A 25,181-nucleotide genomic window follows, 5' to 3' on the forward strand; every position below is an offset into this window, starting at 1 on the left:
CGCGCGGGTGGCCCTTTCCCCTTACCGATTTCCTAGAGGCGGCCATCCGGATGGCCGCAGGGGTGAACTCATGCTTTCAACCAGCACACGGGCAACGGCGCCGGCCGTTCCGCCCACCACCGACCCGGGCGGCGCGATCCCCGCGCTGCCGGCCAACGGCCTGCAGCCGCTCGCCGGCATGCTGCGCTGGATCGTCGTCGCGGTGCTGACCGTCGCGGTCGCGCTGCCGCTCGGCTTCATCCTGTTCCAGAGCCTGCTGTCCGCACCGTTCTTCGACGCGAACAAGACGCTCGGCGTCGAAGGCTTCCGCTTCATCTTCACCGATCCGGACTTCTGGTTGGCCGTGAAGAACTCGTTCATCATCGCCGGCGGGATGCTGTTCATCTCGATCCCGCTCGGCGGCATCCTCGCGTTCCTGATGGTGCGCACCGACCTGCCCGGCCGCCGCTGGCTCGAGCCGCTGCTGCTCACGCCCGTGTTCGTGTCGCCGATGGTGCTCGCATTCGGCTACGTCGTCGCAGCCGGCCCGGTCGGCTTCTACTCGGTGTGGTTCAAGGAACTGTTCGGGGTGCAGAACGTGCCCTGGAACGTGTACTCGATCTTCGCGATCACGGTGATCGTCGGCCTCACGCACGTGCCGCACGTGTACCTGTACTCGTCGGCCGCACTGCGCAACCTCGGCTCGGACGTCGAGGAAGCCGCGCGCGTGACGGGTGCCCGCCCGTTTCGCGTCGCGCTCGACGTGAGCCTGCCGATGACGATGCCCGCGCTGCTGTTCGCCGGCGTGCTCGTGTTCTTCCTCGGCTTCGAGGTGTTCGGGCTGCCGCTCGTGCTGGGCGATCCGGAAGGCCACCTCGTGCTCGCGACCTACCTGTACAAGCTGACCAACAAGCTCGGCGTGCCGTCGTATCACCTGATGGCCGCGGTCGCGGTGTGCATCGTCGCGATCACGTTCCCGCTCGTGCTGCTGCAGCGCCGCCTGCTGAAGACGGCCAACCGCTTCGTCACCGTGAAGGGCAAGGCCGGCCGCTCGACCGTGCTGCCGCTCGGCGTGTGGCGCTGGGTCGCGCTCGCGATCGTCGCGCTGTGGCTCGTGCTGACCGTGATCGTGCCGATCTCCGGCATCGTGCTGCGCGCGTTCGTGACCAACTGGGGCGAAGGCGTGCCGCTCACCGAAGTGCTGACGCTGTCGAACTTCGTCGAGCTGTTCGAGCAGGACAACCTCGTGCGCGCCATCGTCAACACGCTCGGCATCGGCGTGATCGGCGGCGCGCTCGCGATCGGCTTCTACTCGCTCGTCGCGTTCGCCGGCCACCGCCGCCACGACTGGGCGACCAAGCTGCTCGACTATCTCGTGCTGCTGCCGCGCGCGGTGCCGGGCCTGCTCGCCGGTCTCGCGTTCCTGTGGATCTTCCTGTTCGTCCCGGGCCTGCGCGAGCTGAAGAACTCGATGTGGAGCATCTGGATCGCGTACACGGTCGTGTGGCTCGCATACGGGATGCGGCTCATCCAGAGCGCGCTGCTGCAGGTCGGCCCGGAGCTCGAGGAAGCCGGCCGCAGCGTCGGCGCGACGCGCAGCCGCGTGTCGCTCGACGTCACGCTGCCGCTCGTTCGCTTCGGCCTGCTCGCCGCGTGGCTCCTGATCTTCATGATCTTCGAGCGCGAATACTCGACCGCCGTCTATCTGCTGTCGCCCGGCACCGAGGTGATCGGCGCGCTGCTCGTGTCGCTGTGGGCGACCGGCGCCGTCGACCAGGTCGCCGCGCTCTCTGTCATCAACATCGCGATGGTCGGCGCCGGTCTCGGCGTGGCCCTGCGCTTCGGAGTGAAACTTCATGGATAAGCTCATCGTCGACGACCTGCATCTCAGCTACGGCGCCAACCCGATCCTCAAGGGCGTGTCGTTCGAACTGAAGGCCGGTGAAGTCGTATGCCTGCTCGGCGCGTCTGGCAGCGGCAAGACCACGCTGCTGCGCGCGGTGGCCGGCCTCGAACAGCCGTCCGACGGGCGCATCCAGCTCGACGACCGCGTGTTCTTCGACGGCGCGCAGCGCGTCGACCTGCCCGTCGAGCAGCGCTCGCTCGGCCTCGTGTTCCAGTCGTACGCGCTGTGGCCGCACCGCACCGTCGCCGACAACGTCGGCTACGGGCTCAAGCTGCGCCGCGTCGCGGCGGCCGAACAGAAGCGCCGCGTGCAGACCGCGCTCGACCAGCTCGGCCTCGGTCACCTCGCCGAACGCTTTCCGCACCAGTTGTCGGGCGGCCAGCAGCAGCGTGTCGCCATTGCACGCGCACTCGTCTACAACCCGCCGGTGATCCTGCTCGACGAGCCGCTGTCGAACCTCGATGCGAAGCTGCGTGAAGAGGCGCGTGCATGGCTGCGCGAGCTGATCGTGTCGCTCGGACTGTCCGCGCTCTGCGTGACGCACGACCAGACCGAGGCGATGGCGATGTCCGACCGCATCCTGCTGCTGCGCAACGGCCGCATCGAACAGGAAGGCACGCCGGCCGAGCTGTACGGCGCGCCGCGCTCGCTGTACACGGCCGAATTCATGGGCAGCAACAACCGGATCGACGCGCGCGTCGCTTCCGTCGATGGCGAACGCGTGACGCTTGCCGGTGACGGCTGGGAACTGCAGGCGCTCGCACGCGACACCTTCGCACCGGGCCAGGACGCGCAGGCCGTGATCCGCCTCGAACGCGTGCAGGTCGCCGACGGCCCGGGCGCGAACCGGCTGCAGGCCGATCTCGTCACGTCGATGTATCTCGGCGACCGCTGGGAATACCTGTTCCATTGCGGCGAGATGCGCCTGCGCGCGTTCGGCCACGTGCCGCGCGCAGCCGGCAAGCACTGGATCGAATTCCCGACCAACGACTGCTGGGCGTTCGCGAAAGCGGGCTGACCCAGGCGCGGCGGCCGGCGCGCCGCCGCACATGCATTCAGGCGCGCATCCCGTTTCGACACAGGTTCGGCGGACGCTTCACGGTGTCCGCCGTGACGTGCTGCGCGCTGCGTAACCGTTTCACCCAACCCACAAGAACCAAGGAGACACCGTCAATGAAGTCACGCGCAGAACGTTCCCTTCGCACCGCCGTCCTGACCGGATCGGCCGTCGCAGCCGGCCTCGCGGCAGGCGCCGCGCACGCGCAGTCGTCGGTCACGATGTACGGGATCATGGACGCCGGCATCGAGTACACGAACCATGCGGCACCGGAGGGCGGCAATGCGTTCAAGCTGAAATCCGGCAACAAGAACACGTCGCGCTGGGGCTTGCGCGGCGTCGAGGATCTCGGCGGCGGGCTGAAGGCCGTGTTCCGCCTCGAAAGCGGGATCGATCTCGCGAACGGCGCGCTCGACGACGGCCCCGACTCGATCTTCGCGCGCCGCGCGACGGTCGGCCTGAAGGGCAAATGGGGCGAAGTCTCGCTCGGCCGCAACTTCACCGTCACCTACGACTACATGCTGCCGTTCGACCCGATGGGTTACGCGCAGAACTACTCGTGGGCGACGTCGTCGATGGCGACCGGTGGCCGCAAGGACGGCCTCTTCACGCGTTCGTCGAACGCCGTGCGCTACGACGGCGAATTCAGCGGCTTCAAGTTCGGTGCGCTGTACGGCTTCGGCAACGTGCCCGGCAGCGTGAAGACCAGTTCGAAGTACGACTTCGCACTCGGCTACGAAACCGGCCCGTTCGCGGCGGTCGTCACGTTCGACCGGCAGAACGGTGCGGCCGACAGCGTCACGCCGGCCGATACCGTCAACACTATCCAGGGCATCCACGCGGGCCTGAGCTATGACTTCGGCAATCTGAAGACAATGGCCGGCTATCGCAACTATCGGCGCACGTATCACACGAGCGCCGCAAACCAGTTGAGCGATATGTATTGGCTCGGCGGCTCGTACCAGTTCACGCCGACGTTCTCGATGATCGCGGCCGTCTATCACCAGAACATCAAGGGTGGCACCGATGCCGATCCGACGCTGGTGTCGGTGCGCGCGCAATACGCGCTGTCGAAGCGTACGGTGCTGTATGCGGCCGGCGCGTTTGCGATCGCGCAGCATGGGGAGAAGGTCGGCGTGTCGCGTGATTTCAACGGGTATGGCACCACGCAGGTCGGCGTGACGGCGGGGATTCAGCAGCGGTTCTGAATCTGACGTGCGGCACGGGCGGCGGCATGAGTCGTCGCCCACCCGCCTCCATGCTGCGCTGTCGCCACGGCCCTGGCGCGTCCTCGTGCGGCGAGCCATACCGCACTACGCGGTCGCACACGTACTAATCGCGCATATCTACGGCAACATGGCCTTCCATCGTTCGATCTGTGCAGGGGGAAGCTTGATCTCTCCATCGCTATCCACCGCAGTATCGAATATTATGGATTCCTTAGTCCATATCAAGCGAACAGCATCCGGGTACTCGTAAGTCCGCTCGGCAAGCAATTGCATGTCGGATGTCCGATAGAGCCGAAGAAGGATCCGATCTCCTCCCAGGTAGGCGTATTGCGCCGTGTAGCGCCCCCCGTCGTTCCTGGAGCGCTCGGTATCAAACTGTGTTGCTCGAGCGCGCACACGCGCATCCTGATAGTAAGAGCCCGCGAAGCACAAAAAAGTGACAGTTGCCAGACCTAAACCGAGCACTTTCATTCCCGACTTCATTCGTGCGGCACGCCCCTCTTTCCGTGCAAGACTGCATAAGATAACTATCAGAATGCACACTGCGATTCCGATCAACGCGATTTCTGCAAGTGCAACCAAACCTGCCCCTTGCATGGCGGTCGCCAATCCGTTCATTCGAAGTACACCGTTATTGGTTCAGCGAGCATGATCGGCCTATAGTCCGAAAATACAATGAAGTCTCCGCCTCGATGGTGCCTGTCTTGCCACTCCCGGAACGAACGGTTCCGGACCGGATAGTAAACCTTCCCTGGTTCATAGAGGTTTGCGGCCGTACTGCCGGACACGACGGGAAAGTCGAACCAGGGCTGCTCTGCGAGATTCGCTGCCGTGTAACTCGGCACGATAACCACACCGTTTTTGCTCCAGTGGCCCAGGTACTGGGATCGTGAATCTGTTGCCCCGTCGAAGGAATAGCCATCCCTGACGTATACGACAATATTCGTAACCGTCGCCTTCCTGTTCTCCGCATCGAAAATGACGCGTGCTACTGCCGCATAAAGGTTGAATGCCCCCAACGCGCCGGTCAGGTCGTCAGGAACACCGGCATCCGGAAGCCGCCGTACGGCCTGCAGTGCCTTCTGCTCAAACGAGCTTTCTACCGCTGCTCGCTGAAACTGGAATCCTTTGTGTAGCTTGCGAATATCGTAGCCGCTGACCGTCCAAGGCGATACTTCTCCGCGACCACGGTAGCGGCCGATAATGTCTTTGAGGGCCTCGTATGCACGCGAACTGTATATATCGGTATTTACCAGGTTATCGTATGCCTTCCTGGCACGCGCGTGCTTGAGGACCCAATCCAGTCTTATGGTAGTCCGATCGACCATTGACTCAGGGTAGAGTTCGCCATTCTGGTTGATCTCGTTCTGCTGATCTTTTGATGTGGGCGAGTAGTTGAGCTGCCCCGCAAACCAACGCTCCATCAGTTTCGCCGAAACTGGCATATGCTCTTTGCGCATTGCATCGGGAATTTGCTGAATATCGAAAGGCGGCACCACCCTTTCCTTCTCCGTCGGCTTCGGTTGCTTGGGCGGAACAGGTGCATCCAACCACTTCTTGAAACGAGAAAACGCAGTCGCGACCTTTTCGATATCGTCCACCATCTTGTCGAGCGAGTCACGCTTGTCGACCTGCGCAACGGGCATAGATTGCTCTACTGGCGACTCGCTCGCCGGCGGCGCCATTGTCAGTGATAGGCCAAGATCACACGCCGGGATTCCCCATCGTCCCCGTCGCATAGCTTCCATTTCCAAATCAGCTTGTTGATCCTGAAGTACGGAATCCTATCGTTATCGCTCACCGTGGCTTCCCCTCGGGTTGTAGAATCCCGGACCTTACAGATTCACTCACCGGTTCACAACGTTACGCATGCGCCGTTCATCAAGAATCACAGATTCGACGGAGTCGCCAACGCGGAAAACTCGTGTCGTGAAACAAGCGGCAGGCAGTCCCGCGATTCGGGACAAAGCACCCAAGCATCGTTGTCAACTGTGAACGGCGACCTCGTCATTCGTAGCCCATTCCGAACTCTTGCGCTTGCCGGCTCAGTTCTTCCATTGCATCGATGCTAACCTGATCGCGTTCCGTCTTGTAGCGCGTCAGATCGGACAAGCGCACACAACGGTGCTTTCCGGTTTTGTGATACGGCGGCGCCTTCGATTCGAGAAGCTTTATGAGATGCGGCCGCGACACATTGAGCAAGTCAGCCGCTTCCTGCGTCGTCAGCCCAGCATGAACAGGCACGACCTTGACGGCGTTGCCATCGGCGAGTTCAGCGAGGAGTCAACCAGCAGGCGCAGTGCAGACGTCGGGAGTTCGACTTGATGCGCGCAATTTTCGTCGTCGAAAATCTGGATGCGCTGTATTTCCGTTCGCGTGGCGAGGCAAGCCGCCAGCGCACGCTGCCCTTCGACAGCCGCCTGCACCTCGCGGTCCACGGGCAAGATCGTGTCAGACGTCGACGTATGGGGCATCGCGCACTCCAATGTAGGTTTTGGAATGCGAAATCTTAATCTCAGTCAACGAAATTCGATCGAACTCTATGGAACTAGCAACCTCCGGTATCGCTCAATACGTCGCATCCCGCTTCGTCGCCACCTCGCCCTTCCCCTTGAACCGCACCGCCAGCGCCTCCGCCCCCCTCGCCAGCAGCGTCGTATCGACTCCCACCGCGACAAACAACGCCCCCGCTTCCAGATACCGCCGCGCCGCCGCCTCATCCGCGCTGAGAATCCCCGGCGCCTTGCCGGCCGCCTTGATCGCCCGGATCGCGCCGTCGATCGCCGCTTGCACATCCGGATGCCCCGGATTGCCGAGATGTCCGAGATCGGCAGCGAGATCCGCCGGACCGATGAACACGCCGTCCACGCCCTCGACCCGCGCAATCGCATCGATCGCGTCGAGCCCCGCACGCGTCTCGACCTGCACGAGCACGGCCATCTCGTCGTTCGCACGATGCAGATAGTCACCGACCCGGTTCCACCGCGACGCGCGTGCCAACGCACTGCCGACCCCGCGAATGCCGTGCGGCGGATAACGCGTCGCGGCCACCGCCGCGCGCGCTTCGTCGGCGCTCTGCACCATCGGCACGAGCAGCGTCTGTGCGCCAAGATCGAGCACCTGCTTGACGATCACCGGATCGTTCCACGGCACGCGTACGACCGGATGCGACGGATACGGCGCGATCGCCTGCAACTGCGCGAGGATCGTCGGCACCGTGTTCGGCGCATGTTCGCCGTCGATCAGCAGCCAGTCGAAACCGGCGCCCGCGACGACTTCGGCACTGTACGGATTGGCGAGCCCGAGCCACAGCCCGATCTGCGCGTCGCCGCGCGCGAGCGCGGCCTTGAAGACATTCGACGGAATCTGCATCGCTCGCTCACCTCACTCGAAGTAGCACTGGATCGTCCCGAGCGGGCCGTAGTCGACGCTGAACGTGTCGCCCGGCCGCGCTGCGCACGGCCGCGTAAACGAGCCGCCCAGCACGATCTGCCCCGGCTCCAGCTCGACGTCGAAGCGTGACAGCCGATTGGCGAGCCACGCGACGCCATTGGCAGGATGATTCAGCACGCCGGCCGCGACACCCGTTTCCTCGACCACGCCGTTGCGCGACATGATCGCGGCAACCCAGCGCAGATCGACGTCCTGCGGCCGCACCGGCCGCCCGCCGATCACGACGCCCGCGTTCGCCGCGTTGTCGGCGATCGTGTCGAACACCTTGCGCGGCCGCTTCGTATCGGGATCGATCGACTGGCTGCGCGCATCGATGATCTCGAGCGCGGGCACCACGTAGTCGACCGCGTCATACACGTCGAAGATCGTGCAGTTCGGGCCGGTGAGCCGCTTGCCGAGCACGAACGCGAGCTCGACCTCGACGCGCGGCACGATGAAGCGTCCGGTCGGGATCGTGCCGCCGTCGTCGAAGAACATGTCGTCGAGCAGCGCGCCGTAATCGGGTTCGTCGATCTGCGACGTGTTCTGCATCGCCTTCGACGTGAGGCCGATCTTGTGGCCCTTGAGCGTGCGACCTTCCACGAGTTTCAGTGCCACCCACGCACGCTGGATCGCATATGCGTCGTCGATCGTGATGTCGGGATGGTCGAGCGAGATCTGGCGGATCTGCGTGCGTTCGCGCTCGGCGTCGTGCAGACGCCGTGCGAGCTGGTCGATGATGGCGGGTTCGAGCATGGTCGGATCGGGAATGGGTTCAGCCGGCCCGCTTGTAGCGGGCGTGGATGTTGTTGTGTTTGTACGAGCCGCTTTCGCTGAACTCGGTGAGTTCCATCGACAGCGCGAGATAACGCGTCGCGTAGAGCTCCACGAAATGCGCCTTGATCGCGTCGAACAGCGCGTCGCACGCGGCCTTCTTGGTCTCGTCGCTGCGGCCCGAGCCGATCTTCAGCGTCACGTGGACGAACGCGTCGTCCTCGGTGCCGTCGGCGACGCAGTAGTCCTGCAGCTCGATCGCACGCGAGCGGATGCCGCCCGTCGGAAACACGCCGCCCTGCGCGATCAGCGTGGCGTTGATCGTGCGCAGCAGCGTGGGAATGCGCGCGTCGTCGCGGATGTTCGCGGTGTATTCGACGACGATGTGTGGCATGGCAACGCTCCGGATAGGTGATGCGGCGCTCAGGCGAGCGGGAAGATCGCGTTGATCTGCCCGGTGCCCGAGCTCGCGAAATAGTCGGTGACGATCTCGACGGGCTTGTCGTAGCGATCCCAGCCGAGCAGGCCGAGCAGCATCGCCGTGTCGTGCATCCCGCCTTCGCCGTGACAATGCACGTTGTACTCGGGCAGCATCGCGCAGAAGGTCTTGAAATCGCCCTGCTTCCACAGCTCGACCACGCGCAGGTCGACCTGCCGGAAGAATTCGCGGCTGATCTGGTGGATCGATTCCTCGGGGCTGCCGTTGTCGTTGAAGCGATGCGACAGCGAGCCACTCGCAAGGAATGCGACGTTCGAATCGCTCTTCTCGATCGCTTCGAGCAGCGCCTCGCCGAAGCGCCGGCTCTCGTCGAGCTGATGCCACATGCACCAGCCGGCGATCGACACGACCTTGAAGTGCTGGTCGCCGTTCATGTAGCGCATCGGCACGAGCGTGCCGTATTCGAGCTCGAGGCTGTCGATCTCGTGCGCGCGCGTCGCGATGCCGCGCGCGCTGGCCGTCTCGGCGATCAGGCGGCCGAGTTCCGGGTTGCCCGGATACGCGTACTGCATGTCGCGGATGAAATGCGGCAGCTCGTTGCTCGTGTAGATTCCCGAGAAGCGCGCATTGCAGTTCACGTGATAGCCGGCGTTGACGAGCCAGTGCACGTCCGACACGACGATCGTGTCGACGCCGAGCGCACGGCAGCGCTCGCCGATCAACCGATGGCCGCGGATCGCTGCCTCGCGGCAGCCGTGATGCTTGCCGGGCAACTCCGACAGGTACATCGACGGCACGTGCGTGACCTTCGCGGCGAGGGACAGTTTGCCCATCATCAAGTCTCCGTATTCTTTTGCGCCAAAACGCCCCGCGCCCGTTACACGCCCCAGCGGGGAATGTGATGCGAACCCATCGAGATGCACACGTTCTTGATCTCCGCGAACACCTCGAAGCTGTACTCGCCGCCCTCGCGCCCGGTGCCCGATTCCTTCACGCCGCCGAACGGCTGGCGCAGGTCGCGCACGTTCTGGCTGTTCACGAATACCATCCCGGCCTCGATGCCGCGCGCGAGGCGATGCACCTTGCCGACGTCCTGCGTCCAGATGTACGACGCGAGCCCGTAGGACGTGTCGTTCGCGAGCCGCAGCCCTTCTTCCTCGTCCTCGAACGGGATCAGGCACGCGACCGGCCCGAAGATCTCTTCCTGCGCGATGCGCATCCGGTTGTCGACGTCCGCGAACACGGTCGGCCGCACGAAGTTGCCGTGGCGAAGATGATCGGCGAGACCGGCCGGCTTGTCCGCGCCGCCCGCGACCACGCGCGCGCCTTCCTGCTCGCCGATGCGGATGTAGCCGGTTACCTTCTCCCAGTGCTGGCGCGTGATCATCGCGCCGAGCTGCGTGCCCGGATCGGACGGGTCGCCGACCACCAGGTTGTTCGCGCGGCGCGCGAATTCCTGCACGAAACGGTCGTAGATCGTGCGCTGCACGAAGATCCGCGAGCCCGCGGTACAACGCTCGCCGTTGATCGAGAAGATCGTGAACAGCGACGCGTCGAGCGCGCGGTCGAAATCGGCATCGTCGAAGATCAGCACCGGCGACTTGCCGCCAAGCTCCATCGAATACTTCTTCAGGCCGGCGCGTTCCATGATCCGCTTGCCCGTTACCGTGCCGCCCGTAAACGACACCGCGCGCACGTCGGGATGGCGCACCAGCGCATCGCCGGCGGTCGCGCCGTAACCCTGCACGACGTTCAGCACGCCCGGCGGAATGCCGGCTTCGAGCGCGAGCCGGCCGAGCTGGTCGGCCGTCAGCGGCGACAGCTCCGACATCTTCAGCACGGCCGTGTTGCCGAGCGCGAGACACGGCGCCGTCTTCCACGTCGCGGTCATGAACGGCACGTTCCACGGCGACACCAGCGCGCACACGCCGACCGGCTGGTACAGCGTGTAGTTCAGCATCTGGTCGTCGACCGGATACGTGCGGCCGTTCATCTGCACGCACACTTCCGCGAAGAAGTTGAAGTTCTCGGACGCGCGCGGAATCAGCTGTTTGCTCGTCTGCGCGATCGGCAGGCCGGTGTCCTGCGTCTCGAGCGCGGCGAGCATCGGCACGTTCTTCTCGATCAGTTCGCCGAGCTTGCGCATCAGCTTCGCACGCTCCTTCGCAGGCGTGTTCGCCCACTTCGGAAACGCTTCCTTCGCCGCGCGCACGGCCGCGTCGACTTCGGCCTCGCCGGCCGACGCGACGTCGGTGATCACGTCGCCCGTCGCAGGGTTCAGCGTCGTGAAGGTCTCGCGGCTCTCGACTTCGCGGCCGTCGATCCAGTGCTTGATGGTCATGCTCTCTCCTTGGGCGACGGGCTCAGCCGGCGCGATAGTAGTCTGCTTCGCCGACGATCGTGTTCACGAGCCGGCCGATCCCTTCGATTTCCGTCACGACCTCGTCGCCCGGTTTCGTGTCCGCCAATCCTTCCGGCGTGCCGGTCAGGATCAGGTCGCCCGGCGAGAGCGTCATGAAGCCGCTGATATGCTCGATCAGCGCGGGCACGTCGAAGATCATGTCGCGCGTGCTGCCGCGCTGCGTCTCCTGGCCGTTCACCGTCGTGCGCAGCGTCAGGCCGCCCGCATCGCCGATTTCGTCCCGGCTGACGAACCACGGCCCGAGCGGCGTGCAGGTGTCGCGGTTCTTCACGCGCAGGTTCGGGCGGTAGTAGTTTTCGAGGTAATCCCGGATCGCATAGTCGTTCGCGACCGTATAGCCGGCGACGTAATCGAGCGCCTGCGCGCGGCTCACGTTGCGCGCCGGACGGCCGATCACGACGGCCAGCTCGCACTCGTAGTGCATGTGCGTTGCATCCGCCGGGCGCACGGTGTGCGACCGGTGGCCGATGAACGTGTTCGGCCCCTTCAGGAAGATCAGCGGCTCGCTCGGCGCGTTGAACGCGAGTTCCTTCGCGTGGTCCGCGTAGTTCAGGCCCAACGCGAACGTCGTGCGCGGCGCGATTGGCGGCAGCCACGTCACCGCGTCCTCGGCGATCACGCGCCCCGTGTCGAGGCGAATCACGCCGTCGCCCGCCGGTTCGGCCGCATGCAGTGCGCCGTTGTAGATCACGCGCGCCGTCTTCATCGTGCGTCCTCCGCAATCAGCGTATGCCGCAACGTGCCGATGCCGTCGGCGGCGATCTCGATGGTGCTGCCCGCGCGGGCGCGCGGTGCGGCGCCCGGAACGCCGAGCAGCAGCACGTCGCCCGCGTCGAACGACATGAAGGCCGTCACGTCGGCGATCAGTTCGCGCACCGGGCGGATCAGCGTGGCGGTCGACGCGGACACCGCCGTGTTGCCGTCGATCCGCACGGTCAGGCCGATCGCGTCGACGTCCCCGAGCGCGGCCGCCAGCACGATCGCCGGACCCAGCGGGCAGAAGCCGTCGCGGCATTTGAAGCGCACGGCCGGACGGTAGTAATCGGGATGCGGAACCGACACGTCGCTCGCAAGCGTGAAGCCGTGCAGGTAGTCGAGCGCCTGCGCGGCCGGCACGCGCGTCGCGCGTCGCGAGAACACGACGGCCACCGACGCGCCGATCTCCAGCGCGTCGATGCCGGCCGGCACCACGACCGCCGCGCCGTCCGCCGCATGCGTGTTGGCCGGCTTGATGTAAAGGATCGGCGCCTGCGGCGGACGGCCGTAAGGCGGTGCGTGCACGGCATCGCCGAGCGCGTCGAGTGCGGCGCGCTCGTTGAGCAGCGCACCGTAGACGGTACCGATGGCGACCGGCAGCGGCGGCGCCGCGGCGGTCCTGCAAGACAGCTCCATGCGTCATTCCCCTGCCGCGCGTCGCGGCGCATCGTCAATAGTTAATATCTTAAATAAACAACCGGACGCTGGCAACCTTGATTACCCTGATATGCGGAATTCATCACCATCGGCTGTTAAGATTGATGCGTCCCCGTCCATTCCCCACCCCCGATGAACCGTACGCTCGACCATCGCAACCTGGCCATGCTGCTGCTCGAGGCCCGCGAAACGCTGATGGGCATGTTCCGCCCCATTCTCAAGGAATTCGCGCTGACCGAACAGCAATGGCGGATCATCCGCGTGCTCGACGGCGAGCCGACACATGCGCTCGAAGCAGGACAGATCGCACGCCGCTGCTGCATCCTGAGCCCAAGCCTGACGGGCGTGCTGGAACGAATGGAACGCGACGGCCTGATTACGCGCATGCGCGCGCAGGAAGATCAGCGCCGGCTGCTGGTGAGCCTGACGCCGCAGAGCAAGAAGCTGGTGACCGAAATCGGTCCGCGTATCGACGAGCAGTATCGTCAGCTTGAAGCGCGTTTCGGCCAGGACGGCCTCGACGACATCTATCGCGCGCTCGACCGGCTGATCGAGCTCGGCAGCGCGTCGTAGGACCTGCCGGCACCGGGCCGCCGCAAGCGGCCGCGAACCTGAACCAGCAGGTGCCGTATCGCGCGGGCGCTCAGTGCAGCGCGCCGCGCATCAGCTCGGTCACCGCGACGCCGCGCGACGTGCGCATGCATTCCTCGACGTAATCGACAAACGGCAGCGGCTCGAAATCGATTTCGTCGCGCACGCGGCGATTGTCGAATACGCGATCGACCGTCGCGAATTCCGCGCAACGCTGCAGCGCCCGGCCGATCACACGCTCGAGCGCAGGATCGTGCCGCCCGAGCACGTCGCGCACCACGAGCGGCAGTTCGGCCGGCACGCATGCCGCGTAGCGCGGCGCGCCCGTCATGCCGGCCGCCTCGTCCATCGCGCGCACGATCTGCGCGACCTGCGGCGCCTCGTCGCCGGCCGACACGTGATACACGTCGTGCATCAGCGTCGGCTTTACGGCCAACAGCATCGTCGCGCGCGCAACGTCGTCGACCGACACGATGTCGATGCGCGTCATCGGCCGCGCGGTGAAGCGGCGCGCCGCATGCGCGACGCGGAACATCCAGAACGAATTCGGCGCGGGCCGCGTGCCGAGCACCGTGTGGCCGACGACATGCGACGGACGCACGACGACGAGCGGCAGGCCGAGCCCGCGCAGGCGCTGCTCCGTTTCCGCTTTCGCGTGCAGGTAGTCGGCTGCGAGCACCGCGCCGGGCAGCCCATCGCCGCCGTGCGCGGCGCCGCTCGCCACCGGGCCGGCCATTTCCTCGTGGACGATCCCGCCGCGGCCGGCATGTGCAAACGCGGTGCCGACATAGACGAAACGCTGCAGCTGCGGCGCGTGCGCGAAGCGCGCGGCGAAACCGAGCGAATCGGCGATGTCCGCCTGCAGGTGCGCACCGTCGGCCGGCGATGCATGGCCCGCGCAGTGGATCACGTGGGTCGCGCCGGCGAGACGCGGCGCATCGGGGCCCTGCCACACGTCGCCGAGCGCGCCGACGACCACGTTCGCGTCGCCGAGACGCGATGCCCAGTACGGCGCAAGCCCCGCGCGCAGCGCCGCTTCGCGCAGACGCGCGACCGCGTGGCCGCGATTCTCGGCACGCACGATACACACGATCCGTTCCAGCAACCCTGCGTTGACGAGCGCCGTCAGCACGGTACTGCCGATGAAGCCGGTGGCACCGGTAAGCACCAGCCCGCCGACGTTGGCCGCCGCGACCGGTGCGCTGGCCGGCGAAACGAGGCTCGTGCGCCAGTTGAGCGACAACGCGGTTTTCCAGATCAGCACGATAGTCTCCTTCGAAGAATCGGCCGGACGGCGCGGCTGCCCCGGGTAGCGGGGTGGCGTACGGCGGTCGGCCGGGCCGGGGCCGACGCACGCCCGGCAATCCCGATCGGGCTGCAGCCCGCGATCGCGTCGATCGCGTCTCCGGAAAGAGGTGGCGGCCCGCCACGGACGGGCGTCCGCAGCGCAGGATCGGGAAATGCCAAGTGTGGGGTCCGATCGCCCGCAAGTCTGTCCTGAAAGTTTCGTGAAAGTGTGCGGATTTGTACGCGAATGTCGGAGTGTGTCGTAGCCGCCGGGCCGTCAAATCATTGAAACGTCCGGTCGGTCGGCATTTTGCGGCGTGCATGACAGGACGACCCGCGCGCGTCGGGTGAGACCGCTTTCAGCGCGGCACTTCGACGCGGCCACCGCCCCAGGTCATCGCATGTCCTCGGCCCGCCAGCGTCCGGTCACGGCGCGCGGATCGCGCTGGCGCCTGCGTTTGCTCGCGCTGCCGGAATCGTGATGGATCGTCAGACGTCGTTTCATCTGAAACCCCAATAGACTCAATTCGGATTTATTGAGGATTATCACTTGCGTTTCACGTCAGTCTATCTAGACTGTTCAAACCAAAACGGTCGAATGTGTCATTTTCTTCAGGAGAAGATCCAATGCGCCTCACCATTCGGATTAATGGCAGCGAATCGGCAACCCGACACGCCTTCGCGGTGCTGTGGGTCGATACCGACGAGGGCCTGTGGTCACGCGAGGCACACCAGGGCATCGATCTTCCGACCTGGGGCAAGGTTCGGGACGTAGAAGGCGCGATGGCCCTCTGCGCGGCCGACAGCGGGAATGCCGTGTGCCAGTTGAAGGGCCTGTCGTTCAGCGCTTCGCAGCGCGAGCAGGGTCCCGCGGTGCTCGCCGGCGAGCACCCGCACGGCGCGTGGCGCCTGCAGGCGGTCGATCGCTCCACGGTGGAGCCGGAATACGAGGAATTTATTTCCGTCGCGCGATAGGTATTTTTGACGGCATTCCTCTGGGGGTTTTCGGGTTTATTCCAGTTTCCGCGATATTCATTTCGATATTCAGAAATAAGGCGCCTCTCTCCGAGGCGCTTTTTATTTTCCCGTCTCGAAATTAATCGGGGCCGGGTTAATTGGATCGCGGCGGCGCGGTGGTAACGATCGCACCGCGCCCTCCCGATCGGGCGAACCGGCGAGCGACGCCTCGCCGTCGCTCCCACCTCGTTCCCGCCTCGTTCCGCCCTATCCGGCCTTGAATACGCATCTTTTACGGGGCCGAAACATACTTTCCCCACATGATGTTTACTCATTTATTACAATCACATTATTCCGACTGACTCGCCGCCGTCCGGCGGCCCGACCCGGCCCTTGCATGAGCGTGAAAAAGAAGACCCATCCCGCCGATCCGTACGCCGCCGCGACCAAGCATCCGATGCTCGCGTCGCGCCTGCCGATGTGGCGCTCGAAGTTCGTCGTGATCATGGTGTCCATCGGTTTCGCCGCGCTGATCGGACGCGCGTTCTGGGTGCAGATCGCGAACCAGGATTTCTACGTCGGGGAAGGCCAGAAGCGCTACCAGCGCACGATCGAGCTCGACGCGATGCGCGGGCGCATCGTCGATCGCAATGGCGCGATGCTCGCGGTCAGCCTGTCGACCTATGAAATCTGGGCAAACCCGAAACAGGTCGCCGAAATCGACTATCCGCAGGTCGCGAAGCTGCTCGACATGCCGCTCGCGGAAGCGAAGCGCCGCTTGCGCAACGACCGTACGTTCGTGCTGCTCAAGCGGCAGGTCGACGCCGACACCGCGAGCCGGCTCGACAAGCTCGCGATCGACGGCATCACGCAGATCGCCGATTCGAAGCGCTTCTATCCGGAAGGCGAATCGGCCGCGCACGTGGTCGGCTTCACCAACGTCGAGGACAAGGGCCAGGAAGGCGTCGAGCTCGCGGCGAATGGGCGGCTGTCGGGCACGTCCGGGCAGCGTGAGGTGATCCGCGACCGGCTCGGGCGCATCGTGTCCGACACGCGCCCGCTCGTCCCCGCGCAGCACGGCGCGACGATCGAACTGACGATCGACCGGCGCATCCAGCAGCTCGCGTTCAGCCAGCTCAAGGCCGCGGTGATCGAGAACAACGCGGTGGCCGGCAGCGTCGTCGTGCTCGACGCGCAGAACGGCGAGATCCTCGCGCTCGCGAACTACCCGACCTTCGACCCGAACGATCGCGCCCGGCTGACGGGCCAGCAATTGCGCAACCGCGCGGTGATCGACACGTTCGAACCCGGCTCGACGATCAAGCCGCTCGTCGTCGCGCTGTCGATCGACGAGCGCAAGGTCACGCCCAACACGATCATCAACACGTCGCCGGGCACCTACAAGATCGGCCCGGCCGTGATCCACGACACGTCGAACCACGGCTCGCTGACCGTCTCGCAGGCGCTGCAGAAGTCGAGCAACGTCGCGCTCGCGAAGCTGGCGCTGAACCTGCCGGCCGAAACGATCTGGAACAAGTACCAGGAATACGGGATCGGCCGTGCGCCGGAACTGACGTTCCCGGGCGTCGCATCGGGCCGCCTGCGCGGCTACCAGCGCTGGCGGCCGATCGAGCAGGCGACGATGGCATACGGCTACGGGCTGTCGATGTCGCTGCTGCAGATCGCGCAGACCTACACCGCCTACGCGGGCGACGGCACGCTGCACCCGGTGTCGCTGCTGAAGAACGGCTCCGACCCTCAGACGATCGATGCCCATCGCGGCCACCGCGTGACGTCGCCGCAAACCGCGGCGGCGATCCGCGCGATGCTCGAGTCGGCGGTCGGCGAAGGCGGCACGGGGCGCCGCGCGCGCGTCGACGGCTACCGGATCGGCGGCAAGACCGGCACGGCGCGCAAGCAGGTCGGCGCGACCTATGCGAAGGGCAAGTACCGCGCACTGTTCGCGGGGATGGCGCCGATGAGCAACCCGCGCCTGATCGTCGCGGTGATGATCGACGAGCCACGCGGCAAGGGCTACTACGGCGGCACGGTGGCCGGCCCGGTGTTTTCGTCGGTCACGAGCGGCTCGTTGCAGTTGCTCGGCGTGCCGCCCGACGCGCCGGTCGAGCCGACGCCGAATGCGCCGGCCAAGGCGGTGGCCCCGCAGAAGACGGTCGCAGCGCCGAAGGCCGCGGTGCAACCGAAGACGGCGGCCGCGCAGAAGGCGGCAATGCCGGTGAAGACGGCCGAGCAACCCGGCGCCGGCGCGGCCGTCCAGACGAAGGCGGCAGGCTGAAGCCTGCCGGATGGTACCGGGCGCGGCTGCCGACGCATGCGTGTGCGCTTCGCCGTGCCGAATGCCTCGCACGCGCCCTTGCGCCGTTCCCGCCGTTCCGACGGCCGGTGCAATCCCGCTAACCGGGCGGACCCGGCCGCGCGACCGTCAATGCGCTGCCGCCACCGGCCTCACCATCCTGCCGAGCACGTGCTCGGTCATCCCGCGCGCGAGTTCGCTCTCGCCCATGAACACCGTGCCGACGCCCTCGCTCGACAGCAACGCGGCCTCGTCGCTGCTGTTCGTGCACAGCACGACCTCCAGCGCCGGGTTCAGCGTGCGCGATATCTCGACGATCTGCCGCACGTCGAATACGTCCGGCAGCGTGACGACCAGCATCCCGGCGCGCGCGATATGCGCCTGCACGAGCACGACCGGCTCGATCGCGTCGCCCGACACGGCCGCGACGCCGTCCGCGCGCAGCTTCTCGACGAGCTCGCGGTTCTGCTCGACGACGACATACGCGATCCCGCGCTCGTCCAGCGCATGTGCGATCCGCGTGCCGACCTTGCCGTAGCCGATGATCACGACCTGGCCGGTCAGGTGCGTCTGCGGCGTCGACATCGGCAGCGCGGCGAGCGGATCGTCGCGAGCCTCGAGTTTGCGCGCGAACGCCGAATGCTTGCGGATCCATACGAGCGCCGGATCGATCATCGCGAACAGCAGCGTGTTCATCGCGATCGAGATCAGCGCAACCGCGAGAATCAGGCTCTGCCCCTCGGCCGACAGCAGTCCGAGCGCCCGGCCAAGACCCGCGAGGATGAACGAGAACTCGCCGATCTGCGCGAGACCCGCGCCGACCGTCAGCGCGGTGTTCAGCGGATAACGGAACGCGATCACGAGCGCGACCGCCGCGAGCGTCTTGCCGATCAACACGATCGCCGCGACCTCGATCACGTGCAGCGGCTCGGCGAGCAGCACCTTCGGATCGAACAGCATCCCGACCGAAATGAAGAACAGCACCGAGAACGCGTCGCGCAGCGGCAGCGTCTCGTCGGCCGCGCGCCGGCTGAATTCCGACTCGCGCATCATCATCCCGGCAAAGAATGCGCCGAGCGCGAACGACACGTCGAACAGCTTCGCCGCGCCGAACGCGATGCCGACCGCCGCGGCGATCATGCAAAGCGTGAACAGCTCACGCGAACCGGTACGCGCGACGAGCCACAGAATGCGCGGAAACACGCGCTTGCCGACCACCAGCATCAGCGCGATGAACGCGGCGACCTTCAGCATCGTGACGCCGAGCGTGCCCCACACGCTGCCGCCGGCCGCGTGCACGTCGCCGGGCGGCGTGCCGCCGAGCAGCCCCGCGACGGGCGGCAGCAGCACGAGCACGAGCACCATCACGAGATCCTCGACGACGAGCCAGCCGACCGCGATGCGCCCATTGACCGTCTCGACGAGCCCGCGCCCTTCTAGCGCGCGCAGCAACACGACCGTGCTCGCGACCGACAGCGCGAGGCCGAACACGAGTGCCGCGCCAACGCTCCAGCCCCATGCGAGCGCGAGCCCGCCGCCGAGCAGCGTCGCGACGGTAATCTGGACGATGGCCCCCGGCAGCGCGATCTTGCGCACCGCGAGCAGGTCGCCGAGCGAGAAATGGAGACCGACTCCGAACATCAGCAGCATCACGCCGACTTCGGCAAGCTGTTGCGCGAGCGACAGATCGCCGACGAAACCGGGCGTGCCGGGGCCGATCACGATCCCGGCAAGCAGATAGCCGACGAGCGGCGGCATTTTCAGCAGCGACGCGAGGTAACCGAAGATCATCGCGAGGCCGAAACCGGCCGCGAGCAACGCAATCAGGCTGACATCATGAGGCATCCCCCCTCCCAAGTTCTTGTAACTATTTAGTAAGGTTCAAGAATGAAAGGATAAGGGATGACACGGAAAAAATGGCGCGCCGCCGCGAAAAATTCACGCGGTGGCGCGCCATTGCGGGGTGCAACCCCGGTCGCACGGAACGAACTTCGCGGGCTAGACGGCGCCGCGAGGCGGATCGATCGGGCGGGGCCGGACGCCCCGTCGCCCCGCCAAGTTCGTCAGCGCGACGCCTGCGGGAACCGCGCGCCCGGCGGCGGCTCCGGTCGCGTCGATGGCATGCTCTTGCGCACCTTCGCGACCTGCGCGGCCGTGACCGGCGCGCCCGTATTGCCCCAGCTCGTGCGCACGAAGTTCGACACGTCCGCGACTTCCTGGTCCGACAGGCGCCAGCCGAACGGCGGCATCGTGAAGGTCGACGGCGCGGTGTGCGTGCCCTCCAGCGCGCTGCCTTCCAGCACGACGTGAATCAGCGACGTCGGATCCTCACCCTGCACGATCGGGTTGCCGGCGAGTGCCGGGAACACGCGCGTGTAGCCGTGACCGTCGCTGCGGTGGCAGGCCATGCAGTTGTCGCGATAGACGGCTGCGCCCGGCTTGCTCGCGTCGCCGGTTTGCAGCGCCTTCGCGGCGGCCGCATCGTACACGTGCGGCTGCTCGCCCTGCACGCGCGGCGGCAGCGTCTTCAGGTAGCGTGCAATTGCAGTCAGGTCGTCGTCGCTCATGTGCTGCATGCTGTGGCCGACCACGTCCGTCATCCCGCCGAACGCGGCCGTGCGCAGCGTGCGGCCCGTCTTCAGGAACTGCACGATCTCGGTTTCGTTCCACGTGCCGAGCCCGGTGCGCGGCTCGCCGCGCAGGCTCGTCGGCACCCAGCCGTCGATCGCCGCGCCGCCGGCCAGGAAGTCGAGGCCGCCCGCGTCGGTCAGCGCGCGCTCCTGCATCGTCGCCGCGCGCGGCGTATGGCACGCGCCGCAATGGCCGAGACCCTGCACGAGATACGCACCGCGCGCGACCACCGGATCGGTGTACGGCGCCGCATCGAACGGCTTCGGCGCCGGCGCGAACATCTTGCGCCAGAACGTCAGCGGCCAGCGCATCGACAGCGGCCACACGATGTCGACCGCGCGGTTCTCGTGCTCGACCGGCGCGACGCCGTGCATGAAGTACGCGTACAGCGCCTTCACGTCGTCGTCGTTCAGGCGCGCGTAGGACGGGTACGGCATCGCCGGATACATCGTGTCGCCGTTCTTGCGCACACCTTCGCGCACCGCGCGGGTGAAGTCGTCGAGCGTCCAGCCGCCGAGGCCCGTCTTCGGATCTGGCGTGATGTTCGTCGAATAGATCGCACCGATCGGCGTGTCGAACTTCAGCCCGCCCGCGAACGGCTTGCCGCCGCTCGCCGTGTGGCACGCGATGCAGTCGCCCGCGCGGGCAAGGTATTCGCCTCGCTTGATCAGGCTCGCGTCGGCCGACCGGGCCACGGGTGCGGCCGTACCGGACGCCGCCGAAGCCGCCGCCGGCTGCGCGAAGGCCGGACCGGCGAAGCCAAACGCCGCCCATGCGGTGCCGATCGCCAGCGCGCGCCGCAGCGGGATCAGGCAGCGCACGGCGTTGTGGTGGTTCATCGTCCTCTTCATGCGGTCACCAGCGGGGCGGGATTTTTCAGGTATTGCTCGCGGATCGCACGTGCCGACCAGTAGGCCAGCGCCGCGATGATCCCGGTCGGGTTGTAGCCGATGCCCTGCGGCAATGCCGAGGCGCCCATCACGAACACGTTGTGCACGTCCCAGCACTGCAGATAGCGGTTCAGCACGCTCGTCTTCGGGTCGGTGCCCATGATCGCGCCACCGACGAGGTGGGTCGTCTGGTACGCGCGCGAATCGAAATGCTTGCCGAACTCGCGCGTCGACACGCCGATCGCCTTCGGCCCCATCGCCTCCGCGATCTTCTTCATCTGCCCGGTCACGTACTGCGCCATCCTGATGTCGTTGTCCTTCCAGTCGAAGGTCATCCGCAACAGCGGCTGGCCGTACGAATCGCGATAGGTCGGATCGAGGTCGAGGTACACGTCGCGGTACGACATGTTCGTGCCGTGCGCGTCCATCGAGATCGTGTGCGCGTAGTTGTCCTTCACGGCCTTCTTCCACGCCGAGCCCCACTGCGGCGTGCCGGGCGGCGTCGCGATGCCGCTGATCGGCTTCACGCCGGCCTGGTTCACCCACAGCGGCGAGCCGCCGACGAAACCGAGCGGGCCATGGTCGAAGTTGTCCGCGTTGAAGTCGTCCACCGCGACGCCGTTGCCGCCCGCACCGATGAACGGGTTCGTGTACGTGTCCTTGTCGAAGAACGCCTTGATCGTCGACAGGTTCTGGTACGCGAAATTGCGGCCGACGACACCTTCGCCCGAGATCGGGTCGTACGGCTTGCCGATGCCCGACAGCAGCAGCAGGTGCACGTTGTGATACTGGAACGCGGCGACGATCACGAGATCGGCCGGCTGGTGCACTTCACGACCGGCCGGGTCGACGTAGGTGACGCCCGTCGCGCGCTTCTTCGTGTCGTCCAGGTCCACGCGCAGCACGTGGCACTTCGAGCGCAGCTCGAAGTTCGGCACCTGCTTCAGCGCGGGCAGGATGTTCAGGTTCGGCGACGCCTTCGAGTACATGTAGCACGCGTAGCCGCTGCAGTAGCCGCAGAAGTTGCACGGCCCCATCTGCACGCCGTACGGATTCGTGTACGGTCCCGACGTGTTCGCCGACGGCAGCCGATACGGATGCAGCCCGAGCGACTTCGCGGCATCGAAGAAGCGCTGCGCCGAATAGGTATTGAGCTGCGCGGGCAGCGGAAAGTTGTCGCTGCGGTTCGCCTCGAACACGTTGCCGTCGCCGACCACCTTGCCGCCGACCTTGTACGCCTGCCCCGACGTGCCGAACACCTTCTCGGCGAAGTCGAAATACGGCTCGAGCTCGTCGTAGCTGACACCCGTGTCCTGAATCGTCATCCCTTCGGGGATGAATTTCTTGCCGTAGCGCTCTTCGTAGTGGCTGCGCAGGCGCAGTTCCTCCGGCGTGATCCGGAAGTGCACGCCCGACCAGTGCAGCCCCGCGCCGCCCACGCCCTCGCCCGGCAGGAACGCGGCGAGCTGCCGGTACGGCAGCGCGGTGTCCTGCACGCCGTGGCGGATCGACACGGTCGTCTTCGACAGGTCGAGGAACAGCTTCTTGCGGACGTTGTAGGTCAGCTCGTCGATCGTGTTCGGATACGCGCCGTCCGGATAAGTGTCGCGATACTCGCCGCGCTCGAGCGCGACCACGTTCAATCCCGCTTCGGTCAGTTCCTTCGCGAGAATCGCGCCGGTCCAGCCGAAGCCGACGATCACCGCATCGACGTGCGGCTTCTTTTCTGCGGCCATCAGGTACGCTCCCCGTTGATCGAGACCGGGCCATACGGATACGGCTTGCCGTTCTGGTTGACGAAATCCATGAAGTCGGCGCGCGCGCCCGGAAAACCGATCATCTTCCACGCGGCCATGTCGTGATTGCCGCCGTGTACCGGATCGCAGAAGTAGCCTTCGCGCGTGTTCTGCAGCAACTGGCCGAAGAACACGGTGGACGGCACGTCGTCGATCTGCGCGCCGCCCTTCTCCAGCGCGCCGAGCACCGTATCGCGGGTCGGTGCGTCGAGGTCGGCGAACGCCTTGCCGTGAGCCTTTTCGCAATAACGGTTCACCGCCGCGATGCCGAGGCGGTAGATGTCGCGCGGCACGAGCTTGAGCTGGTAGCCGAGCTCGGGCACGCCCTGCTGGAACGGCCCCTGCATGTACCACGTCGCGCCGTGCGCGTACGGGGTTTCCATCTGGCGATCGATGAATTCGGGCACGCCGGATTCGAGCGCGCCGGGGCCTTCCGCGTCGGCCGGAATCATCCGGTCGACCGCGGCCTGGACGAACGCCCACTCCTTCGCATCGAAGAAAGTCGGCTTGTACGGCGCGCGTTCGGCGCCGGCCGACGCGGCGGAGGCATTGCCGGCCGTGGTGGCGGACGACGACGACGAGCGCAGGTCGCAACCGGCGACCGACGCGATCGGCACGAGTGCGACCGACGTGCGCAGGAAGCGGCGACGCGAATTGGGTTTGTCGGGTGGCGTGGACATGGTCGGATGTTGATCGTTGGGGAGCGTGGTTCGGGAGACGCGCATTTCGCATGCGACATGCCCGCCACGGTAGCCATGCCGCGCGCGGCCGGCCGTCCTGTTCTTGCTGTATTGCGAACAACGACGGGCGCCGGCCGCGCAGTGCGCGGCGGCGCCGTCGTGCAGCCGCGCGCGCGCCGGTTCCGGCGCGCTGCGCGGGGTCGACCTCTTCGCGGGTCTATCGTCGGACAAATACCGGTTACCACCCGCATCTGCCCTTCATCGCCATGGCCCTATTCAACTTAGACGCCGCGCCGACCGACGGCAAGCGCAGCGTGCACGACCCTCATTTCGAGCCTGGCGACACGTGCGGCGAATTATAAATGGAACCGGTTCCATATCCAAAGGGTTCGATGCAATTCATTGCATCGAAAAACGCAATAATCGGAAAATCCGGAAGTCGGAATACGCAAGAGCCGCGGCGCGATCGTGTCGTTGCTCGTCGGGGTGGCCGGACGCAGACGCAGGTTTCGCCCGGTCCGCGCATGTCGTTTTTTCGGGAATGCCCTCACCCGCGCCGGTCGGCGCTTTCCGTCGCGACCCCGCGACCCGCGTTACCGCCGTCTCGCTCGTGCCAAGACGTCCGCCCCGATCGGCCCGGCGCTCACCACGGCCACAGCATCGACGCGGTCGACAGCGCGAGCGCCGCGCACAGCGGCGAATAACACAGGCTGTCCATCCGCGCGAAACGCGACCCGCGGATCCGCTTGAAGAAGCCGACGTAGCGGAAATCGCCGACCGCGCGCACCGCGAAGATCAATGCGAGCGCAACGACCGCGAACGCGATCGCGCCGGGATACAGGTTCGGCCACAGCCAGCCCGCGCGCGACGCCACCGCGCATGCGCCGGCCAGCAATGCTGCGGCGATGGCGAGTGTGCCGAGCGCGGTCGGCCGCAGCAGCGGCACGCCGTCCTGCTCCGGAATGGCCGCACGCTTGCCGAGCCGTCCGCCGAACGCCCAGTAGACGTGGATGAGTGCGATCGCACAAAGCGTCGGCACGCTGAAGTACGCGCCGGTCATGTCGGTAAGGTTCCTTGTCGCATCGTGTCGTTGTGTCGTGATCCAGCCGGAAGGTTGCCGGCGTGCGGCCCCGTTCCGCACCACACAAGACGATACCCAAACCGCACGCTTTGTGCGTTGCGACGTCCGGTCGCAATACGCCACGCCGCGTGTTGCGGTGCAGTGCGCATACCGTCGCACCGGGCCGCCGCTTGACTTCCCTCCGGGCACCACTACCCTTTTATTCCAATACGGCCATCGAGCCGTGCATGCCCACCGTCGCACACGTGCCGTTCACCGGCACGCACGGTCGGACGACCGCAACGCGTCCGGGCATGACAACAA

Annotated in this window: 21 protein-coding genes and 1 pseudogene; 6 read left to right on the forward strand and 16 right to left on the reverse strand. The window is 66.0% G+C overall.

The genetic code is table 11. The features are described from left to right. The first annotated feature begins 70 nt into the window (after window positions 1-70). The 3 genes from DIE15_RS20210 to DIE15_RS20220 all read left to right on the forward strand — a co-directional run bounded on the left by DIE15_RS20210 (window position 71) and on the right by DIE15_RS20220 (window position 4,150). Entirely contained in the window at window positions 71-1,843 is a 1,773-nt protein-coding gene (locus tag DIE15_RS20210) for an iron ABC transporter permease (RefSeq protein ID WP_057929792.1), read from the forward strand. Next, window positions 1,836-2,903 (forward strand): ABC transporter ATP-binding protein, encoded by a 1,068-nt coding sequence (locus DIE15_RS20215; RefSeq protein ID WP_057929791.1) that lies wholly within the window; start codon window positions 1,836-1,838, stop codon window positions 2,901-2,903. The genes DIE15_RS20210 and DIE15_RS20215 overlap by 8 nt, the downstream gene beginning before the upstream one ends. A 155-nt stretch (window positions 2,904-3,058) precedes the next feature. Next, window positions 3,059-4,150, forward strand: a complete 1,092-nt coding sequence (locus DIE15_RS20220) for a porin (RefSeq protein ID WP_124834184.1) — start codon at window positions 3,059-3,061, stop codon at window positions 4,148-4,150. Between the two features lie 138 nt (window positions 4,151-4,288). Here the strand turns inward: DIE15_RS20220 and DIE15_RS20225 are convergent, their stop codons facing one another. The 10 genes and pseudogenes from DIE15_RS20225 to DIE15_RS20270 form a co-directional block, all read right to left on the reverse strand. Further along, on the reverse strand, window positions 4,289-4,789 hold the full coding sequence (locus DIE15_RS20225) for a hypothetical protein (protein WP_244104804.1): 501 nt from the start codon (window positions 4,787-4,789) through the stop codon (window positions 4,289-4,291). Continuing rightward, window positions 4,786-5,817 carry a DUF6402 family protein gene (locus DIE15_RS20230; protein WP_260428296.1) on the reverse strand — a complete coding sequence of 344 codons (1,032 nt, stop codon included), beginning with the start codon at window positions 5,815-5,817 and terminating at the stop codon, window positions 4,786-4,788. Before DIE15_RS20230 ends, DIE15_RS20225 begins: the two co-directional genes overlap by 4 nt. A 361-nt stretch (window positions 5,818-6,178) precedes the next feature. Then, window positions 6,179-6,645 (reverse strand): annotated as a pseudogene (locus tag DIE15_RS20235) (excisionase family DNA-binding protein). A 94-nt stretch (window positions 6,646-6,739) separates the two neighbouring features. Further along, the gene (hpaI, locus tag DIE15_RS20240) at window positions 6,740-7,543 is read right to left on the reverse strand and encodes a 4-hydroxy-2-oxoheptanedioate aldolase (RefSeq protein WP_057928244.1); all 804 of its coding nucleotides are present in this window, start codon (window positions 7,541-7,543) and stop codon (window positions 6,740-6,742) included. A gap of 12 nt (window positions 7,544-7,555) precedes the next feature. After that, window positions 7,556-8,359: a 2-oxo-hept-4-ene-1,7-dioate hydratase gene (hpaH, locus tag DIE15_RS20245; protein WP_124834185.1), complete on the reverse strand. Its 804-nt coding sequence runs from the start codon at window positions 8,357-8,359 to the stop codon at window positions 7,556-7,558. Between the two features lie 19 nt (window positions 8,360-8,378). Next, a complete protein-coding gene (locus DIE15_RS20250; RefSeq protein ID WP_124834186.1) occupies window positions 8,379-8,771 on the reverse strand; it encodes a 5-carboxymethyl-2-hydroxymuconate Delta-isomerase in 393 nt (130 codons plus the stop codon). Window positions 8,772-8,800: 29 nt separating this feature from the next. After that, on the reverse strand, window positions 8,801-9,649 hold the full coding sequence (gene hpaD / locus DIE15_RS20255; RefSeq protein WP_057928247.1) for a 3,4-dihydroxyphenylacetate 2,3-dioxygenase: 849 nt from the start codon (window positions 9,647-9,649) through the stop codon (window positions 8,801-8,803). A gap of 44 nt (window positions 9,650-9,693) precedes the next feature. Further along, window positions 9,694-11,157: a 5-carboxymethyl-2-hydroxymuconate semialdehyde dehydrogenase gene (gene hpaE / locus DIE15_RS20260; protein WP_057928248.1), complete on the reverse strand. Its 1,464-nt coding sequence runs from the start codon at window positions 11,155-11,157 to the stop codon at window positions 9,694-9,696. Between the two features lie 22 nt (window positions 11,158-11,179). Continuing rightward, complete coding sequence (locus tag DIE15_RS20265; protein ID WP_124834187.1) at window positions 11,180-11,944, reverse strand: fumarylacetoacetate hydrolase family protein; 765 nt, start codon at window positions 11,942-11,944, stop codon at window positions 11,180-11,182. Next, the gene (locus DIE15_RS20270) at window positions 11,941-12,630 is read right to left on the reverse strand and encodes a fumarylacetoacetate hydrolase family protein (protein WP_124834188.1); all 690 of its coding nucleotides are present in this window, start codon (window positions 12,628-12,630) and stop codon (window positions 11,941-11,943) included. Before DIE15_RS20270 ends, DIE15_RS20265 begins: the two co-directional genes overlap by 4 nt. 153 nt (window positions 12,631-12,783) lie before the next feature. Between DIE15_RS20270 and hpaR the strand changes: the two genes are divergently transcribed. Next, window positions 12,784-13,224 (forward strand): homoprotocatechuate degradation operon regulator HpaR, encoded by a 441-nt coding sequence (gene hpaR, locus DIE15_RS20275; protein WP_057928251.1) that lies wholly within the window; start codon window positions 12,784-12,786, stop codon window positions 13,222-13,224. A 70-nt stretch (window positions 13,225-13,294) separates the two neighbouring features. Here the strand turns inward: hpaR and DIE15_RS20280 are convergent, their stop codons facing one another. Continuing rightward, complete coding sequence (locus DIE15_RS20280; RefSeq protein ID WP_124834189.1) at window positions 13,295-14,506, reverse strand: SDR family oxidoreductase; 1,212 nt, start codon at window positions 14,504-14,506, stop codon at window positions 13,295-13,297. A gap of 650 nt (window positions 14,507-15,156) precedes the next feature. Here DIE15_RS20280 and DIE15_RS20285 point away from each other — a divergent pair. After that, window positions 15,157-15,504: a DUF3564 family protein gene (locus DIE15_RS20285; protein ID WP_057928253.1), complete on the forward strand. Its 348-nt coding sequence runs from the start codon at window positions 15,157-15,159 to the stop codon at window positions 15,502-15,504. Window positions 15,505-15,883: 379 nt separating this feature from the next. Further along, window positions 15,884-17,782 carry a penicillin-binding protein 2 gene (locus DIE15_RS20290; protein ID WP_124834190.1) on the forward strand — a complete coding sequence of 633 codons (1,899 nt, stop codon included), beginning with the start codon at window positions 15,884-15,886 and terminating at the stop codon, window positions 17,780-17,782. A gap of 147 nt (window positions 17,783-17,929) precedes the next feature. Here the strand turns inward: DIE15_RS20290 and DIE15_RS20295 are convergent, their stop codons facing one another. The 5 genes from DIE15_RS20295 to DIE15_RS20320 all read right to left on the reverse strand — a co-directional run bounded on the left by DIE15_RS20295 (window position 17,930) and on the right by DIE15_RS20320 (window position 24,857). Next, window positions 17,930-19,645: a cation:proton antiporter gene (locus DIE15_RS20295; protein ID WP_057928255.1), complete on the reverse strand. Its 1,716-nt coding sequence runs from the start codon at window positions 19,643-19,645 to the stop codon at window positions 17,930-17,932. A 218-nt stretch (window positions 19,646-19,863) separates the two neighbouring features. After that, complete coding sequence (locus tag DIE15_RS20300) at window positions 19,864-21,282, reverse strand: cytochrome c (protein WP_124834191.1); 1,419 nt, start codon at window positions 21,280-21,282, stop codon at window positions 19,864-19,866. Further along, window positions 21,279-23,057 (reverse strand): GMC family oxidoreductase, encoded by a 1,779-nt coding sequence (locus DIE15_RS20305; RefSeq protein ID WP_057928257.1) that lies wholly within the window; start codon window positions 23,055-23,057, stop codon window positions 21,279-21,281. The genes DIE15_RS20300 and DIE15_RS20305 overlap by 4 nt, the downstream gene beginning before the upstream one ends. After that, on the reverse strand, window positions 23,057-23,797 hold the full coding sequence (locus DIE15_RS20310; RefSeq protein ID WP_057928258.1) for a gluconate 2-dehydrogenase subunit 3 family protein: 741 nt from the start codon (window positions 23,795-23,797) through the stop codon (window positions 23,057-23,059). The genes DIE15_RS20305 and DIE15_RS20310 overlap by 1 nt, the downstream gene beginning before the upstream one ends. 643 nt (window positions 23,798-24,440) lie before the next feature. After that, entirely contained in the window at window positions 24,441-24,857 is a 417-nt protein-coding gene (locus DIE15_RS20320; RefSeq protein ID WP_057928259.1) for a DUF3995 domain-containing protein, read from the reverse strand. Between the last annotated feature and the right edge of the window lie 324 nt (window positions 24,858-25,181).

Origin of the sequence: Burkholderia sp. Bp9031 (genome assembly GCF_003857965.1) — a bacterium.
GTDB lineage: Bacteria > Pseudomonadota > Gammaproteobacteria > Burkholderiales > Burkholderiaceae > Burkholderia > Burkholderia ambifaria_A.

What these genes read in the sequence shown, in the direction of transcription:
- DIE15_RS20270 (WP_124834188.1), bottom strand. Translation starts at nt 12,630, where the DNA reads ATGGAGCTGTCTTGCAGGACCGCCGCGGCGCCGCCGCTGCCGGTCGCC.
- hpaH (WP_124834185.1), bottom strand. Translation starts at nt 8,359, where the DNA reads ATGCTCGAACCCGCCATCATCGACCAGCTCGCACGGCGTCTGCACGAC.
- hpaD (WP_057928247.1), bottom strand. Translation starts at nt 9,649, where the DNA reads ATGGGCAAACTGTCCCTCGCCGCGAAGGTCACGCACGTGCCGTCGATG.
- DIE15_RS20285 (WP_057928253.1), top strand. Translation starts at nt 15,157, where the DNA reads ATGCGCCTCACCATTCGGATTAATGGCAGCGAATCGGCAACCCGACAC.
- DIE15_RS20295 (WP_057928255.1), bottom strand. Translation starts at nt 19,645, where the DNA reads ATGCCTCATGATGTCAGCCTGATTGCGTTGCTCGCGGCCGGTTTCGGC.
- DIE15_RS20250 (WP_124834186.1), bottom strand. Translation starts at nt 8,771, where the DNA reads ATGCCACACATCGTCGTCGAATACACCGCGAACATCCGCGACGACGCG.
- DIE15_RS20320 (WP_057928259.1), bottom strand. Translation starts at nt 24,857, where the DNA reads ATGACCGGCGCGTACTTCAGCGTGCCGACGCTTTGTGCGATCGCACTC.
- hpaE (WP_057928248.1), bottom strand. Translation starts at nt 11,157, where the DNA reads ATGACCATCAAGCACTGGATCGACGGCCGCGAAGTCGAGAGCCGCGAG.
- hpaR (WP_057928251.1), top strand. Translation starts at nt 12,784, where the DNA reads ATGAACCGTACGCTCGACCATCGCAACCTGGCCATGCTGCTGCTCGAG.
- DIE15_RS20305 (WP_057928257.1), bottom strand. Translation starts at nt 23,057, where the DNA reads ATGGCCGCAGAAAAGAAGCCGCACGTCGATGCGGTGATCGTCGGCTTC.
- DIE15_RS20210 (WP_057929792.1), top strand. Translation starts at nt 71, where the DNA reads ATGCTTTCAACCAGCACACGGGCAACGGCGCCGGCCGTTCCGCCCACC.
- DIE15_RS20215 (WP_057929791.1), top strand. Translation starts at nt 1,836, where the DNA reads ATGGATAAGCTCATCGTCGACGACCTGCATCTCAGCTACGGCGCCAAC.
- DIE15_RS20265 (WP_124834187.1), bottom strand. Translation starts at nt 11,944, where the DNA reads ATGAAGACGGCGCGCGTGATCTACAACGGCGCACTGCATGCGGCCGAA.
- DIE15_RS20225 (WP_244104804.1), bottom strand. Translation starts at nt 4,789, where the DNA reads ATGAACGGATTGGCGACCGCCATGCAAGGGGCAGGTTTGGTTGCACTT.
- DIE15_RS20220 (WP_124834184.1), top strand. Translation starts at nt 3,059, where the DNA reads ATGAAGTCACGCGCAGAACGTTCCCTTCGCACCGCCGTCCTGACCGGA.
- DIE15_RS20300 (WP_124834191.1), bottom strand. Translation starts at nt 21,282, where the DNA reads ATGAAGAGGACGATGAACCACCACAACGCCGTGCGCTGCCTGATCCCG.
- DIE15_RS20310 (WP_057928258.1), bottom strand. Translation starts at nt 23,797, where the DNA reads ATGTCCACGCCACCCGACAAACCCAATTCGCGTCGCCGCTTCCTGCGC.
- DIE15_RS20230 (WP_260428296.1), bottom strand. Translation starts at nt 5,817, where the DNA reads ATGCCCGTTGCGCAGGTCGACAAGCGTGACTCGCTCGACAAGATGGTG.
- DIE15_RS20290 (WP_124834190.1), top strand. Translation starts at nt 15,884, where the DNA reads ATGAGCGTGAAAAAGAAGACCCATCCCGCCGATCCGTACGCCGCCGCG.
- hpaI (WP_057928244.1), bottom strand. Translation starts at nt 7,543, where the DNA reads ATGCAGATTCCGTCGAATGTCTTCAAGGCCGCGCTCGCGCGCGGCGAC.